This is a genomic window from Mycobacterium sp., assembly GCF_049683935.1.
Classification (GTDB): domain Bacteria; phylum Actinomycetota; class Actinomycetes; order Mycobacteriales; family Mycobacteriaceae; genus Mycobacterium.
Map to the genome: position 1 here is coordinate 14,013 of NZ_JBAUJR010000251.1, position 14,825 is coordinate 28,837.

At 67.4% G+C, this 14,825-nt stretch carries 14 protein-coding genes, 1 pseudogene and 1 riboswitch; of the genes and pseudogenes, 8 read left to right on the forward strand and 7 right to left on the reverse strand.

What is annotated here, in order from left to right; translation table 11 throughout:
• Positions 1–29 precede the first annotated feature (29 nt).
• On the forward strand, positions 30–1,031 hold the full coding sequence (locus WA965_RS14505; protein WP_526294487.1) for a GlxA family transcriptional regulator: 1,002 nt from the start codon (positions 30–32) through the stop codon (positions 1,029–1,031).
• On the opposite strand, the gene WA965_RS14510 is transcribed toward WA965_RS14505, so the two are convergent.
• Complete coding sequence (locus tag WA965_RS14510; RefSeq protein WP_526294488.1) at positions 981–2,015, reverse strand: GlxA family transcriptional regulator; 1,035 nt, start codon at positions 2,013–2,015, stop codon at positions 981–983. The two genes, WA965_RS14505 and WA965_RS14510, sit on opposite strands and share 51 nt — an antisense overlap.
• Before the next feature lie 153 nt (positions 2,016–2,168).
• Here WA965_RS14510 and WA965_RS14515 point away from each other — a divergent pair, with 153 nt between their 5' ends.
• Entirely contained in the window at positions 2,169–2,591 is a 423-nt protein-coding gene (locus WA965_RS14515) for a nitroreductase family deazaflavin-dependent oxidoreductase (RefSeq protein WP_526294489.1), read from the forward strand.
• 9 nt (positions 2,592–2,600) lie between these two features.
• Here the strand turns inward: WA965_RS14515 and WA965_RS14520 are convergent, their stop codons facing one another.
• A complete protein-coding gene (locus WA965_RS14520) occupies positions 2,601–3,290 on the reverse strand; it encodes an SDR family NAD(P)-dependent oxidoreductase (RefSeq protein WP_526294490.1) in 690 nt (229 codons plus the stop codon).
• Positions 3,291–3,313: 23 nt separating this feature from the next.
• On the opposite strand from WA965_RS14520, the gene WA965_RS14525 reads away from it, so the two are divergent.
• The 5 genes from WA965_RS14525 to WA965_RS14545 all read left to right on the forward strand — a co-directional run bounded on the left by WA965_RS14525 (position 3,314) and on the right by WA965_RS14545 (position 8,048).
• Positions 3,314–3,886, forward strand: coding sequence for a uridine kinase family protein (locus WA965_RS14525; RefSeq protein ID WP_526294491.1), 573 nt, complete (start codon positions 3,314–3,316; stop codon positions 3,884–3,886).
• A 33-nt stretch (positions 3,887–3,919) separates the two neighbouring features.
• Positions 3,920–4,030: riboswitch (TPP riboswitch) on the forward strand.
• A complete protein-coding gene (locus tag WA965_RS14530) occupies positions 4,015–4,638 on the forward strand; it encodes an ECF transporter S component (protein WP_526447678.1) in 624 nt (207 codons plus the stop codon). Its footprint overlaps the riboswitch before it by 16 nt.
• Positions 4,635–6,098, forward strand: coding sequence for an ABC transporter ATP-binding protein (locus WA965_RS14535; protein ID WP_526294493.1), 1,464 nt, complete (start codon positions 4,635–4,637; stop codon positions 6,096–6,098). Before WA965_RS14530 ends, WA965_RS14535 begins: the two co-directional genes overlap by 4 nt.
• Positions 6,095–6,877 (forward strand): energy-coupling factor transporter transmembrane component T family protein, encoded by a 783-nt coding sequence (locus WA965_RS14540; RefSeq protein WP_526294494.1) that lies wholly within the window; start codon positions 6,095–6,097, stop codon positions 6,875–6,877. Before WA965_RS14535 ends, WA965_RS14540 begins: the two co-directional genes overlap by 4 nt.
• A gap of 76 nt (positions 6,878–6,953) precedes the next feature.
• Positions 6,954–8,048, forward strand: a complete 1,095-nt coding sequence (locus tag WA965_RS14545) for an NADH:flavin oxidoreductase (RefSeq protein WP_526294495.1) — start codon at positions 6,954–6,956, stop codon at positions 8,046–8,048.
• Positions 8,049–8,058: 10 nt separating this feature from the next.
• Here WA965_RS14545 and WA965_RS14550 read toward each other — a convergent pair whose 3' ends face one another.
• From WA965_RS14550 to WA965_RS14560, 3 genes and pseudogenes are all read right to left on the reverse strand, one after another.
• Positions 8,059–9,099, reverse strand: a complete 1,041-nt coding sequence (locus WA965_RS14550; protein ID WP_526294496.1) for an extracellular catalytic domain type 1 short-chain-length polyhydroxyalkanoate depolymerase — start codon at positions 9,097–9,099, stop codon at positions 8,059–8,061.
• Positions 9,092–10,202 (reverse strand): annotated as a pseudogene (ampC, locus tag WA965_RS14555) (class C beta-lactamase). The gene WA965_RS14550 and the pseudogene ampC overlap by 8 nt, the downstream one beginning before the upstream one ends.
• Before the next feature lie 87 nt (positions 10,203–10,289).
• Complete coding sequence (locus WA965_RS14560) at positions 10,290–10,868, reverse strand: TetR/AcrR family transcriptional regulator (RefSeq protein ID WP_526294497.1); 579 nt, start codon at positions 10,866–10,868, stop codon at positions 10,290–10,292.
• An 18-nt stretch (positions 10,869–10,886) separates the two neighbouring features.
• On the opposite strand from WA965_RS14560, the gene WA965_RS14565 reads away from it, so the two are divergent.
• Positions 10,887–12,047 (forward strand): MFS transporter, encoded by a 1,161-nt coding sequence (locus WA965_RS14565; RefSeq protein ID WP_526294498.1) that lies wholly within the window; start codon positions 10,887–10,889, stop codon positions 12,045–12,047.
• Positions 12,048–12,051: 4 nt separating this feature from the next.
• On the opposite strand, the gene WA965_RS14570 is transcribed toward WA965_RS14565, so the two are convergent.
• Together WA965_RS14570 and WA965_RS14575 are read right to left on the reverse strand one after the other, a co-directional pair.
• A complete protein-coding gene (locus tag WA965_RS14570) occupies positions 12,052–13,605 on the reverse strand; it encodes an alpha/beta fold hydrolase (RefSeq protein ID WP_526294651.1) in 1,554 nt (517 codons plus the stop codon).
• 67 nt (positions 13,606–13,672) lie between these two features.
• On the reverse strand, positions 13,673–14,614 hold the full coding sequence (locus WA965_RS14575) for a helix-turn-helix transcriptional regulator (protein ID WP_526294499.1): 942 nt from the start codon (positions 14,612–14,614) through the stop codon (positions 13,673–13,675).
• Between the last annotated feature and the right edge of the window lie 211 nt (positions 14,615–14,825).

Sequence of the window (14,825 nt, forward strand, 5' to 3'; positions counted from 1 at the left end):
CCGTCCGTCCGCTCGGCGACGCTTGCGCCATGTGTCACCACGCCGAACACCAGAATCGCACGATCGCGATGCTGGTGTTCGACGGCGTGCGCACGCTGGACGTCACCGGACCGTTGGAAGTCTTCGACGTGGCCCGGACGATGGGGTGCGCCTACTCCGTAGCGCTCTACTCGTGTGGCGATTCCCGGACGATCCGGTGCTCGTCGGGGTTGTCCTTCGACGCGGCCCCGGCGTCGCGGCTGGCGGCCGGGGTGGACACGCTCCTGGTTCCGGGCGGGGACGGCCTTGTCGCCGAGGGTGTTCCGCGCCCGCTGCAACAACTGATCCGTACGCACGCTCCCGGTGCCCGGCGCGTCGCGTCGATCTGCGCCGGTTCGTTCGCCCTCGGTGCGGCGGGGCTGCTCGACGGTCGCCGCGCGACAACGCATTGGCGGCACCTCGACACGTTCGCCGCGCGCCATCCGTCGACGATCATCGAGCGCGAATCGGTCTACACCCGCGACGGCGAGATCTGGACCTCCGCCGGTGTCGCCGCGGGCATCGACCTGGCGTTGGCTCTGGTCGCAGACGATCACGGCCCGGACATGGCACAGCAGATCTCCAAGGAGATGGTGGTACTCAGCAGGCGACTGGAGGGCCATCCGCAGATCTCCGTCGCCGCCCGGACACCTCGGCCCAAACATCCTGGGCTGGAACGGTTGATGGCAACAGTCAACGCCGACCCCGCGGGGCACTACGAACTCGACGCCGTGGCAGCCCGACTCGGGCTGAGTCCGCGACACCTCGCCCGACTGTTCAAAGCCCAGACCGGCGTGACGCTGCGACAGTACGTCTACGACGTTCGGCTCGAGAACGCGGTCGGCCTGGTCCTCGCGGGTGAGTCGTTTCACGCGGCCGCCCGACGCAGCGGTCTGCGGTACGGCGCGCGGGTCCGTGACCATCTCGCAGCGCACCGCGTGCCGCCGCTGCGAGGGACCGGCTTACTGGTGGATACCCGTGGTGCGGAAGCGGTTTCGGTACACGCCGGGTGACACACCGAGATTGCGCCGGAAGGTGCGTCGCATGGTGTCCGGAGTGCCGAACCCGGCGCGGCGGGCGACAGTGTCCTGGCTGTGGTCTCCTGTCGCGAGGAGGACCTTGGCCGCTTCCAGTCGGGCCTGCTCGACGAATCTGGCCGGTGTCATCCCGACCTGATCCCGGAACATCCGCACCAGATGCCGCTCGCTGAGCGCGGCGCGGGTGGCCAACGCCGCGATGGAGTGGTCTGCGCCGGGATCGGCGATGACGGAATCCACGACCTCACGCAGCCCACCCACGACCGGGAACGCCGACTCGGCCCAGACACTGAACTGAGCCTGCCCGCCGGGTCGCTGCAGGAACACGACCATCCATCGCGCGACGCGGCGCGCCACCGCCGGGCCGTAGTCACTCTCCACCAGGGCGAGCGCCAGGTCGATGCCGGCGGTGATGCCGGCGCCGGTGATGTAGCGGCCGTCCTGGACGAACAGCGAGTCCGGGTCGACCTTCACCTTCGGGTAGTTGCGAGCAAGTTCCTGGCAGTGCGCCCAGTGCGTGGTTGCCCTGCGGCCGTCCAGCAGTCCGTGGGCGGCGAGGACGAATGCGCCGGTGCACACCGAAGCCACCCGGCGCGCCCGCGGCGCGAGGACGCGCACAATCTCCAGCGCATCCGGGACCGCATCGGGTGTCGGCTCTTCGGGGATGTCGTGCAGGCCGGGTGTGAAGGTGAAGTCGGCCGGGACGCCGCCCGGCACCAGCAGGGTGTCGATCGAGTCGGGGACCTCGGCCAGCGAGACGTCGACGCTCAGCGAGGCAAAGGCCGTCGTCCCGACGGCCGCTCCCGTCGGTGAGGCAAGCAGCACCCGGTAGGCGGCCCCGAAGTCGTTCGCGCGGGCGAAGATCTCCAGCGGCGCCGCGACGTCCTGCAGGGTCACCTTGTCGTAGAGCGCGAACACCACCGTTCTGGCGTTCTGTGCATGTCCTGAATCGCCGGCCATGTGTCCTGAACTGCCCTTCCATCGCCCCGCGCGTCCGTCAGATGACACATTCGCGCACCTGGGGACAGTCCCACCATCGTCGAAGTCGGTCACATCTGCAGCACAAGTGGTCGCTGCGGGAATAAGTTGACGCTCGTCGGTGTTACGCGCTCCGTGACTGAACCAGCTGAACTGAGCCCCACGGACTGGGTCCGCGAACAGACCGCCCGCATCCTGGAGCAGGGAACCACCGACGGGGTCGAGATCATGGACCGTCCCGTTGTCCTGTTCACGACCACGGGCGCCAAGTCCGGCAAGAAGCGTTACGTGCCGCTGATGCGCGTCGAGGAGAACGGCAAGTACGCGATGGTCGCATCCAAGGGCGGCGACCCGCAGCACCCCTCCTGGTATCACAACGTCAAGGCGCACCCGCAGGTGACGGCGCAGGACGGCACGACGATCGTCGAACTGACCGCGCGCGAGGTGGACGGCGAGGAACGCGCGCACTGGTGGGATCTCGCGGTGCAGGCGTACCCGCCCTACGCCGAGTACCAGACCAAGACCGATCGCCAGATCCCGGTGTTCGTTCTGGAGTAGTCCGGGACGTCAGTCCCCGAACGCCTCGGCGGGAACCTCACGTTCGCCCGCGCGGATCGCGGTGACGATTCGCTCTGCGACGGCGTCGGGTTGCAGCCCGTCGCGGAGTTTGGGTGCGGTACCCGAGATCGGGCGACCCGCGAGGCCGGTCTCGGTGTGCGGCGGGCGTGCGTCGATCACGGTGACACCGGCGGCACGCAGCTCACGACTCAGCGCACGGTCCGCCGCGGTCAGTGCCGCCTTGGTTGCGGCATAGGCGGCCATGCCGGGGAGAGGCTGTTCGGCGACCACGGCGCTGATGTTCGCGATGAAGCCACGGGACTCGGTGAGCGCCGGGAGCGCAGCCCTCATCAGCCACAGGGGTCCCAGCACGTTGGTGAGGAACAACTCCTCGATCACCGCGTCGTCGGTGTCGGCGAGCGACCCGAACGCCACGATTCCAGCTGCATTGACCACACCGTCGATCCGGTCGTTCGCGCCGAGGGCTGCCTCGACGATCGATCTGCCTGCCTCCCCGTCGCGCAGATCCGCGGACAGCAGGGTCGCGTCGATCCCGAGCGATCGAAGGGCGCTCAGGTCACGGCCGACCAGCGTCAGTAGGGCGCCCTGTTCGGCGAGTTGGGTCGCGATCCGGCGGCCGATGCCGCCGCTGGCCCCCGCCACGACGATCGATGCGCCGTCGAGAACACGGTCTGCCATGCCTCGAACGTACGCTTCCGGATGTGAGGCTCGATGACATCGCCCGCCAGGTGGCGTCCACCGACGCGGCCACCGTGCTCATCGACGGCCGGTCCGGTTCCGGTAAATCGACACTGGCAGAACACCTTCAGCGGTTGTGGCCCACGAGTTCCGTAGTGCGCCTCGACGACATCTACCCCGGCTGGGACGGCTTGGACTGGGCGATCGAGCATCTTCGCGCCGAACTGCTGGTGCCGCGCGCCGCCGGCCTTCCGGGACGTTGGCGACGCTGGGACTGGGACACCGGCGCCCCCGACGGATGGCACACCGTCGACCCCCACCGCCGGTTGATCGTGGAGGGGGTGGGGGCGTTGGCCGCGTCCCACCGCGCACTGGCCGACCTCGGCATCTGGGTCGAGACTCCCGACGATGTCCGCAAGCAGCGGGCTCTGGACCGCGACGGTGACACCTATCGGCCGCATTGGGATCGCTGGGCGGCCCAGGAGCAACGATTCCTCACCCGCGATGCTCCCCGCATCGCCGCCGACTATGTGGCAATCGAGAACGCCGACGGCCAATCCTGGACCTTGGTGAGGAATGAGTCCCGCCCGGCGTAGCGCTGCCAACCTGGCTGCGCTAGCTTGGGAGCCGGAGAACCACACGGGAGCGCACACCGAGTGCGCTGAGAGGACAGCTGACCGGCTGTCGACCGTCGAACCTGACCGGATAATGCCGGCGTAGGGAGATGAACGTGAAATCTGGCGTGCAGCACAACGATCACAGGCCCCCAAACCGCTGGCGCGTCGTCGACATCGTGGTCGCCAGCGTGCTGGCGGTAGCCGCCGGCCTCGTCTTCGTCTTCTGGAACATCGCATCCAATCCCCTCTCCGCCCCACTGATAGCGCTGCTCCCCGGCCTGCAAGGACTTGTCGGCGGCGGATGGCTGTTCGCCGGCGTGCTGACCGCACTGGTCATCCGCAAGCCCGGCGCCGCTCTGTACGGCGAACTGGTGGCGGCTACGGTGTCGGCGCTGGTGGGCAACCAGTGGGGTGTCATGACCATCGAATCGGGACTGGTTCAGGGCCTGGGCGCCGAACTCGTGTTCGCGGTGTTCCTCTACCGACGCTGGAACCTGCCGGTGGCCGTCCTGTCGGGCGCGGTAGCCGGACTGGCGCTGGCCATCAACGAGCTCATCATCTACTACCCCGGATCGACAACGGCTTTCGCCGTCATCTTCACGGTGTCGGCAGTGGTCTCCGGTGCGCTCATCGCCGGTGTGCTGTCGTGGTTCGTGGTCCGCGGGCTGGCGAAGACCGGCGCTCTCAGTCGATTCGACTCCGGCAGGGTAACGAGTCCTGCCGCACGATGATTCCAGGATCGGTTCTCCCCGCCGGTGGCGTTGCGGTGACGGCTCACCAGTGGGGTTGGCAGCACGCCGGGCAGAACCGTTGGGCGGTAAGCGATCTCGACCTCCGCATCGACCCCGGTCAGCGCGTGTTGCTGCTGGGGGCGTCGGGGTCGGGCAAGTCGACCCTGCTGCACGGCCTGGCCGGGCTGCTCGGAGGTTCCGAAGAAGGCCATGAGGCCGGGCGTCTGCTCGTCGACGGGGTGCGTCCAGCCGAGCAACGAGCGCGGATCGGGATGGTGTTGCAAGACCCTGACTCCCAGGTGATCCTGTCCCGAGTCGGTGACGACGTCGCGTTCGGAATGGAGAACTTCGGCGTGTCACGTGACGACATCTGGCCGCGCGTTACACAGGCGCTGCACTCGGTGGGCCTGGAGCTTCCACTGCCGCAAGACACCTCCCATCTTTCCGGCGGGCAGAAGCAACGCCTGGCCCTGGCGGGTGTACTCGCGATGAATCCCGGTCTGCTACTCCTCGACGAGCCGACCGCCAACCTCGACCCGGCCGGCGTCATCGAGGTCCGCAATGCCGTGGCCGCCGCCGCTGACCTCGCCGGTACCACCGTCGTCGTCGTCGAACACCGCACTAAGGTCTGGCTTCCCGTCATCGACCGCGTCATCGTTCTCGGCCCCGATGGCGACATCATCGCCGACGGCGCGCCGGAGGACACGATTCGACGGGAGCGTGACCATCTCGTGCGGTCCGGGATCTGGGTGCCCGACGCCCCCGTCCCGCGTATCGTGCGCGCCTCAGCGCCCGCGTCAGAACCGTTGTTGACGGCAACCGGCCTGTCGGTGGGTTACCGCTCGGGGCCGCAGGTGCGAGGTGGGCTCGACTTCGCGATCGCCCCGGGGCGAGTCACCGCGGTGACCGGACCCAATGGTGCCGGAAAATCCACGTTGGCACTCACGTTGGGAGGTCTCCTGCCACCCCGCGGCGGCACCCTCGAGGCACGGTCGGACTTCGCTCCGTCTCCGAAGAACCGTCAGCCCGTTCGATGGCGGTCCAAGGAACTCCTCACCCGCATCGCGAGCGTCTTCCAGGATCCGGAGCATCAATTCCTGGCCGGCACGGTTCGCGAGGAGATCTCTCTCGGGCCGAAGGCGCTCAAACGCGAGAAGGCCGAGATCAGTTCTCTCGGAGACGCTCTGCTCGACAGGCTGCGCCTGGCTCACCTGGCAGACAGGAGCCCCTACACGCTCTCCGGCGGCGAGAAGCGGCGGCTGTCCGTCGCGACCGTCCTGATGACCCGTCCGGGCCTGATCGTCCTCGACGAACCGACCTTCGGGCAGGATCGACGTACCTGGTCCGAACTGCTGCACCTGCTGGCCGAGATCGCCGACGAGGGAACCGCCGTGGTCGCGGTCACCCACGATGCCGATTTCGTCGAACTGCTGGCCGACGATCGGATCGAACTTCGATGACATCGGCCGTCGCCGCCCCGCCCCATGCTGCTCGACCCGGTATCAACCCGGTGGCCAAACTGGCGACCGCGGCCGTCATCGCTCTGGCGCTGGTGCTCAGCGTCGATTGGGTCTCCGCTCTCACCGCGCTGCTGTTGGAGATCCCGCTGTTCATCGCGCTCGGAGTTCGGTTGCGTGCGTTCCTGTTTCGCGGGGCACTGATCACCGTTGCGGCAGCGCTGACCGCCCTGACCAATCTGCTGTATGGCGAGGTGCGCGGCACTGTCCATTGGCACTTCCTGTTGATCAACGTCAGCGACGGATCCATCGAGCTCGCACTCGCGATGTTCCTGCGGGTTCTGGCAATCGCGCTGCCGTCGGTGTTGCTGTTCGTCGACGTCGATCCGACCGAACTCGCCGACGGGCTGGGACAGACACTCAAACTGCCCGCCCGATTTGTGGTCGGAGCCCTGGCCGGAATGCGACTTGTCGGCCTGTTACAGCAGGACTGGCAGTACCTGGGTTACGCGCGCCGGGCCCGCGGGGTCGCCGACCACGCCCGACTGCGACGTTTTCTCGGACAAGCCTTCGCACTGCTGGTCTTTGCACTACGGCGCGGATCCAAGCTCGCGACCGCGATGGAGGCACGGGGCTTCGGCGCCTATCCGACCCGCACCTGGGCGCGGCCCTCGTCCTTCGGGCTGCGGGAATTCGCCCTCATCGCCGCCGGGGTGGGCATCGCAGCCGCCGCCGTCTCCGTCTCCATCGCGTTTGGCACCTGGCACTTCATCGGCGGTTGACAGGACCTCACCCCTGCTCTTGCGTCCCACCGAGCCGGCCGGAATCACCGGACCGACTCCGGTGTTGAACCGAGTCGTGGCAATCGACGACCTGTTTCAACCTCTCACCGTCCGCTCGCTGACCGCGCCGAACCGATTCGCGATGGCGCCGATGACCCGGCAGGCCTCACCCGACGGAGTGCCCGGCGACGATGTTGCGGAGTACTACCGCCGACGCGCCGCAGGCGGAGTCGGACTCATCATCACCGAGGGCGTGCGCCTGCCCGATCCCGCCGCGGCTTACCCCTACACCATCCCCACACTCGCCGGCGACGACGTGCTCGCCGGTTGGACGCGCGTCGTCGGCGCCGTTCACAGCGAGGGCGGCGCCATCGCCGCGCAACTGTGGCACCAGGGCGCACTACGCGAAACTGCGGATGGCGTCGTGCCGGTCAGTCCTTCAGGAGTTGACGGACAAGGGGAATCGCGGGGACGGGCACTCGGTCTCGCCGAACTCGGACGGGTCGCAGATCAATTCGCACGCAGCGCTGCCACGGCGCGCGAAGTCGGCTTCGACGCCGTCGAGTTGCACGGCGCGCATGGTTACCTTCTGGACGAATTCCTCTGGGAGCGCACCAATCTTCGCAGTGACCACTACGGCGGATCGCTGAGCGCGCGGACCCGCTTCCCAGCCGAGGTGGTCACCGCGGTGCGCGATGCTGTCGGCCCGGACTACCCGATCATCTTCCGCTTCTCGCAGTGGAAGGCCACGGACTATGCGGCAACCCTTGCCGATGACCCGACACAGCTGCAGGAACTGCTCACGCCGTTGGTCGACGCGGGAGTCGACATGCTTCATCCGTCGACGCGCCGGCACTACCTACCGGCGTTCCCGGAGTTCGACTCCGAATTGAGCCTCGCCGGGTGGACCAGGAAGGTTGCCGGTGTACCGGTGATCGCAGTCGGCTCCGTGGGGCTCGAGACCCAGTTCCGCAGCGAGAAGCCGGGACAGCTGATTCGCTCCGCTCCGACGGACCGCCTGGTCGAGCAGTTCGAGTCCGGCGAGTTCGATATCGCGGCTATCGGACGCGCACTGCTCGCCGACCCGGGATGGGTCAACAAGCTGCGCGACGGCAATCTGGACCAGTTCGCCGGGTACAACCCGCAGACGGCGCTGGCATCGTTGTCCTGACGGCCCGTGCCTACGCCATCGGGTGGCGCTTGGCGAAATCCCACACGATGGCGCTGGCATCGGGACCGGCACGATCGGTGTACAAGCCGTCGGCGTCGGGTCCCGGCCATGCATGGCCCATCTCCCGCACGAGGTACGACTCGACAATCGAGTTGCCCTCCGGCGCAGTGACAGTCGTATGGGTGTAGGCATGTCGGCCCGGAGCAGACGGCACCGTGTCGGTTTCCTCGACCAGCGTCAGGCTGTCATTGAGAAGGCCGTCGTCGACAAGATCGCCCACCGCAGTCCAGTGTTCGACCAGACGCGCTCCGACCAGGGGCGGTACGACGTCATCGCGCTCTCCCTGGAAAACCAGCAGCGGCACCTGCCGGGCGCGCTCGCCCATCTGCGACCACGCCTGGCGTGCGGTGTACTCCGGCGCCGTGGCGTCGGGGTCGTCCGGATCCACCTGGTTCAACCCGTACTCGCCCCCGGCGACCGACGTCGCCGTCGCGAACACATCCGGATAGGTGGCCGCGAGGATCACCGCGGTTCCGGCGCCCGAGGATGCCCCCGCAACGTGCACCTGAGCCGCATCGGCATTGAACTCCTCGATCACCTGCCCGGCCACGCCTGCGAGCAACGCGGGGTCACCGGTGTGGCGATGCTGCTCCCGTGGGTCGGCCGAATTCCAGCAGTTGACCGCGCTGCGGAACATCCGTTGTGTCGGATAGACGACAATGAAGCCCTCACGGTCGGCCAGACTGTTGAACTGGGTGGTGGATTTCATGGAATTCCAGCCGTAGCCGGTCATTCCGCAACCGTGGATCGCCATGATCACCGGCAACGGGGTCGCGCCGTCGTATTGCGGCGGAAGGTGGACCTGATAGCGCACCGATCCGGCGTCGCCGGCGTAGACGCGATTGTGGTCACCCTCCCCCATCCACCAGGGAAGGCCGTACTGGAACGCTGCCGTCGCGGTGCCCGCGAGGATCACGAGGACGCCGACGATGCCGGAGACGATCCACGGCCATCGCCTCCGGCGGCGTGGAGCCTCGGGTGTGCTACGCACCAGTTGAAAGCTGTTGCAGGACAGTGTGGGCGGCGGTTATCCGGGCGGAGTTGGGGAAGTTCTTGTTCGCGAGCATGACGATGCCGATCCGCTGGTCCGGGACGAATGCGGCGTACGCGCCGAAACCGTTGGTGGAGCCTGTTTTGTTGAACAGCGTCGGACCCGAGGCGGGTTGCCCGGTCAGAGCCGTCACTGGGTTCGACTGCATTGCCATGTCGGTTGAGTTTCCGGCCAGCAACTGATCCAAGCTCACCGGGTACGGGTACCGTTCCCAGCCAAGCCCCTGGACCATGTCGGCGACCTTGAAGTACCCCGTGTGCGTTCCCTCGACTGCTTCGCGCATCGGCGCATCGAGGCCACCGGGGGCGATGTTCGCTTCGACAAAACGGAGCATGTCCGCCGCCGTGGACTTCACGCCGTAGGCCTCGGCGTCGAGAACGCCGGAGCTCACCCGGGTCGGTACGTCGTCGGTGTCGTAACCCCTGGCGTAGCTGTCGATCTGGGACTGCGGCACCTCGATGTAACTGCGACTCAGCCCGAGTTTCGGGAAGACCTGGCCTTGGAGCAGGTCGGTGAAACTGCTGTCCATGGCGATCGCCGAGACACGGCCGAGCAGTCCGATGCTGGGGTTGGAGTACCGACGTTGTTCGCCGGGGGCGGCATCAGGTGTCCACTGTTGGAAGTAGGTCCGCATCTGGGCGTCGTCGGTGACGTCGGTCGGGAACTGCAGCGGCAACCCGCCGGCGGTGTAGGTTCCGAGATTCAGCAGGGTCGCTTCGTCGATCGCGCTATCCGCCAACTCCGGAAGGTACGTGCCGGGGTGCTCGTTGAGTGAGAGCCGGCCGAGTGCCTGCGCGTAGGTGGCTGCAGTCGCAGTGAAAGCCTTGGACAGCCGAACCGATCTCGAAGATCGTCTCGGTTGTCACCGGCGCTGCACTCTGTCTCGACGCGACTCCGTAGGTGAAGTGGTGCTGATGGCCCTCGACCGTCACCGCGACCGCCATCCCGGGTATCCCGTATTCGGCCAGCAGTGGCCCGAACGCTTCGTCCACCGCCGCGGCGACAACATCGGGCCGTGCTGCGGCAGGTACCGCGATGGACATCGTGCACAGCACGACGACCGACAGCAGTGCCGTGACCGCCCTGGTGATGAGTCGCAACTGAAAACCCCTCTGTGTTCTTGTTTTCCGTCAGATTCGCGGACGACGTTCCCGCTCGATGACAAGCTCGGCCAGGCGCAGACCTCGCTCGACCGGTGCCGCATCGACGCCGATCGCCAATGCGCTGAGCATCCCGTCGTAGATCATCGCGATGTCGCCTGCCACGCGACGTGGGTCGCGAAGTCCGGCTGCCTCGGCCAGTGACGTGAGCCGGGTGATCACAAAACGCTTGTGTTCGGCAGCGGCACTGATACCGGCGTGGCCGTGTGGCAATTGTGCTGCCGCGGCGACGTGGGCGCATCCTCGCCGCACATTCGAATGACGCGCCCACTCGTCGGTGGCGCCGAAGATCGCCAGCAGTCGGTCGACCGGGCTGGTCGCCGTATCGATCTGGGATTCCCACAGCGCGCGGAACCGCTGGTCGCGGTCGGTGAGGTACGCGGCGACGAGGTCGTCCTTACCGCTGAAGTTCTTGTAGAGCGATCCGGTGGCCACACCGGCCCTCGCGACGACGGCGTCGACGCCCGTACCCGCAATCCCGTTGGCATAGAACAACTCGTCGGCCGCACGCAGCAGGCGTTCGCGAGCGGGTTGCCGAATCGGTGGCATGCTGACAGTATAGGTCGAGTGCAACGATCGTTCTACTCGCTGGTTGCGTCGGGTGCCGCCCTGATCGCGTGCTGCTATGGGTTCGCACGCTTCGCGTACGGGCTGTTCACGCCGGTGCTCACCGAAGAGTTCGGCCTCAGTTCCACGCTTGTGGGCATCATCGCGGCCGGAAGCTATGTCGGCTACTGCGTCGCGATCATGGCCAGCGCAACGTTGACCAGACGTCTCGGACCACGGTTGGTGGCGATCGGCGCGGGAGTTGTCGCCACATCGGGCATGACCATGGTCGCGCTGGCACCCTCTGCGTGGCTGCTGGCGGTCGGGGTCCTGGTAGCCGGTTCCAGCACCGGCATCGCGTCGCCACCGCTGGCCGCGGCCGTAGCCCATCGGATCCGTGGTGCGGCAGGTGACCGTGCTCAGACCATCGTGAACGCCGGCACCGGCGTCGGTGTTCTCGTCTCGGGGCCGATCGCCTTCGCCCTGTTCGACCAGTGGCGACTGGCCTGGGGCGTGTATGCGGTGATCGCCGCGGTCACGACGATATGGGTGGCATTCAGCGTCGGTGACGCGTCCGACTCCACCGTCGATCCGGTGCAGGTGCAACGTTGGCGCACCGGGAGTTTCGGTCTGGTGGTGGCGGCGTTGCTCACCGGCCTCGGCAGCATCACGGTATGGAGTTTCGGCCGCGATCAGATCAGCACCGGCGGGTCCGCCAGCATCGCTGTCGCATCGATCGCGTGGATGGTGCTGGGGGCGGCAGGTATCGCCGGTGCGTTCGGCGGCGACCTGGCCCAACGGATCGGCCTCAGGCATGCGTGGGTGGGCACCACCCTCGCGATGTCCTGCGCCACCGTCGTTCTCGCGATCGCCCCGTGGAGCATCGTCGCGATCATGCTCTCCGTCAGCATCTTCGGGGCGGCCTACATCGGGCTGACGGGGCTGCTCCTGGTGTGGAGTACACGGGTCTACCCGGACTCGCCATCGCTCGGAGTCGGGTTGTCGTTCTTCATGATTGCGCTCGGTCAGGCCCTGGGCGCGCCCACCGCGGGTGCGCTGATCGACGCACACGGAGCCACTGCCACGTTCATCCTGTTTGCGATGACGGGTGCCACGGCCGCCGTCGTGCGTCCCGTCACGGCCGCGGCCACGACCACGGCCTCGTTGGACCGTCAACACTGATCGATCACAGAGGACATGTGGCACCCGCCGGTGGCAGCGTGAGGTCGATCAAGTAGTCGGCGGCGATGTCGTCGACGCACTCATTGGTGCCCCCGGCCACCACGGTGTGCCCCTCCCCCTCGACGGTGAGCAGCGCACTGCCAAGCGTTCTCGCGAGATTGACACCGCCGGCGTGCGGAGTCGTGGGGTCTCCCGTGATCGACACCACAAGTGTGGGCGCAAGCCCGTCGATGTCGGTGGCGTACGGGAAGCCGAGCGTCGGCTCGGCGGACCAGTGCTCACACCCGTCGCGCGCTCCCGTCAAGGCGACGCCGGGATCCATGAACGGTGCGGCGTCGAGAATCGCCCGGCGCAGCGCGTTGCCCTGCTCTTCGGTCAGTCGATCCTCGTCCATGCAGTTGATGGCGTAATTCGCTTCGGGCAGGTTGGTCCAGCCGATTTCGGGACCGCTGAGGGCGAAGTCGTAGCCGATCTGCAGCAGCTCGTCGCCTCTGCCCTGCCGGACCTGGTTGATACCGGTGATGATGCGCGGCCACGCCTCCTCGGCGTAGAGGCCCGAGACCACGCCGCCGATCCCTTCATCGAAGTCGAGCTCGGTATCCAACGCCGGGATCGGCGCGCCGCGGAGCGGCCGCATGATCTGCTGGAACACCTCGACAGCCCGCTCTGGATCGTCGCCGAGCGGGCAGTCGTCCTGCGTGACACAGAACTCGGCCATCTGGTCGAAAGCTCTTTGGAATCCGGCGTAGGCGCCGACGCGGCGCTCGAACGTCGCCTGGTGCGGGTCGATGCCGCCGTCGAGGAGCATGGCTCGGACGTTCTGCGGGAACTGCTCGGCGTACACCGCACCCAGTCGTGTTCCGTAGCTCTGCCCCAGGAATGTGAGTTGCTCGTCACCGAGCACCGCGCGCAGCACGTCGATGTCGCGGGCAGCGTCCCGGGTGCCCACGCCGGCGAGCACCTCGGCCCCGCCGGAGCCCTCGGCACACCGGTCGAAGATCTGCTTCGTATCCTCCTGCGACCATTCGACAGTGCTGCCCTGGGTGGACAGCCACACGTCACCACGCTCGGCTTCGGCATCGGTGTAGCAGTCGATCGCCGGCTCTGAGGCACCCACCCCGCGGGGATCGAAGCCGACGATGTCGAAGCGTTCGGTCACTCGGCTTTCCGGCAGCGACGCGGCCGTGGCGGCGGCGCCGAACAACCCCGAGCCACCCGGACCTCCCGGGTTCATGACGAGAGAACCGATCGCCTCGCCTCGCGCGGGAACCCGCATGACGGCCAGCTTCGCGGTCCTGCCTTCGGGATCCTGGTAGTCCAGCGGCACCTCGAGGCGGCCACACTCGGCCGTTTCAGCGCCTGCGAAGACCACCTGCTCGATCGTCGTGATCGCATAGTCCTCGCACGCTCCCCAGGAGAGCTCTTGACCGTAGAACCGGTCGAGTCCGGACGTCGACGCGTCGTGCGGCGGTGGCGCTTCTTGCGGTGCCGTCGCACAGCCCGTCATCAGGACCAGGAGTGCAACGAACGCGCCGCCGGATCGCACTGAATGCCGCATCTTCACCCGCCCATTGGAGACTGTGCCGCCGGGGCACAGTCAAAACACGCCCTGGTCGAGCCCCGGGTCAGGCGCTCGACGCGGTGGCGGTGCTCCGGAACTCGCTGGGGTTGACACCCCGAACTCGTTTGAAGGCCGCGCTGAATCCGAACGGTTCGGAGTAACCCACGGTGCGGGCGACCGCAGCCACGGTCGCCTCTTGCTTTTCGATCAGCAGATCCGCCGCCAGCGTCATGCGCCAGCGGGTCAGATATGTCAGCGGCGGCTCACCGACCAACTCGGTGAACCGCTTCGCCAGCGTCGATCTCGACACGCCGATGCGATCGGCCAGCGTGGCGACCGTCCATGGCGCCGCAGGCTCGGCGTGCATCAGGCGCAACGCGTGGCCGGCGACCGGGTCCCGCTGGGCCGCCCACCAGGCGGGCGGTTGTCCGCCGGGCCTGTCGAACCACTCACGCAGCGTGCATACCAGCATCCAGTCCAACAACCGGTCCAACACCACCTGCTGCCCCGGGATGTCGGCGGCGACCTCGGCGGCGAGGTGGTCGAGCACGGCGTCACCCGTGCCGCCGGCCTCCACCCGCAGCACGACGGGCAGAACGTCGAGCAACTGACGACTGATCTCGCCGCGCACCGGGTAGGCGCCGACGATCAACGTCGTCGCGTCGGCCATGCCGGGGTCGGTGTCGCTCCAGCCGAGCCGGTGCCGGGTGCCGCCGTGCTCGGGTGTCGCGCAGAACTCCCCGCACGCAATCGGTTCCGCCGTCGTGTCGAGTCGGTCGACGAACGTGAACGTTGCAGGCCCCCGCACGACAACCGTTTCGTAGGCCCGCAACGGCTCTGGCGAGCCATGCTCGGGCACGATCCAACCCGAGCCGCCGATGACGGTGCACAGAGTCAGCGGGGCGCCGTCCACGAAGCGCAGCGCCCACGGCGCGGTCAGGGTGGAACTGCCAAAAAGCGAGCCGTGGGCCCGCACCCCCCGGAACAGGTCACCGAACACGTCCATGTCATCGAGGCTAGACGAATGAACAGGCCATTCGGGCTTTCACCCATGGATTCGTCCGATTGTTGCGGGTTCAATCGGTGTCATGACTACTGACAACAACACCCTTGTTCTCGGCGCGACAGGCAAGACCGGGCGCCGCGTCGTCCCCAGGCTGCGCATCCGGGACGTCCCCGTGCGCGCCGCGTCCCGGTCCAGCGCCACCCGCTTCGAC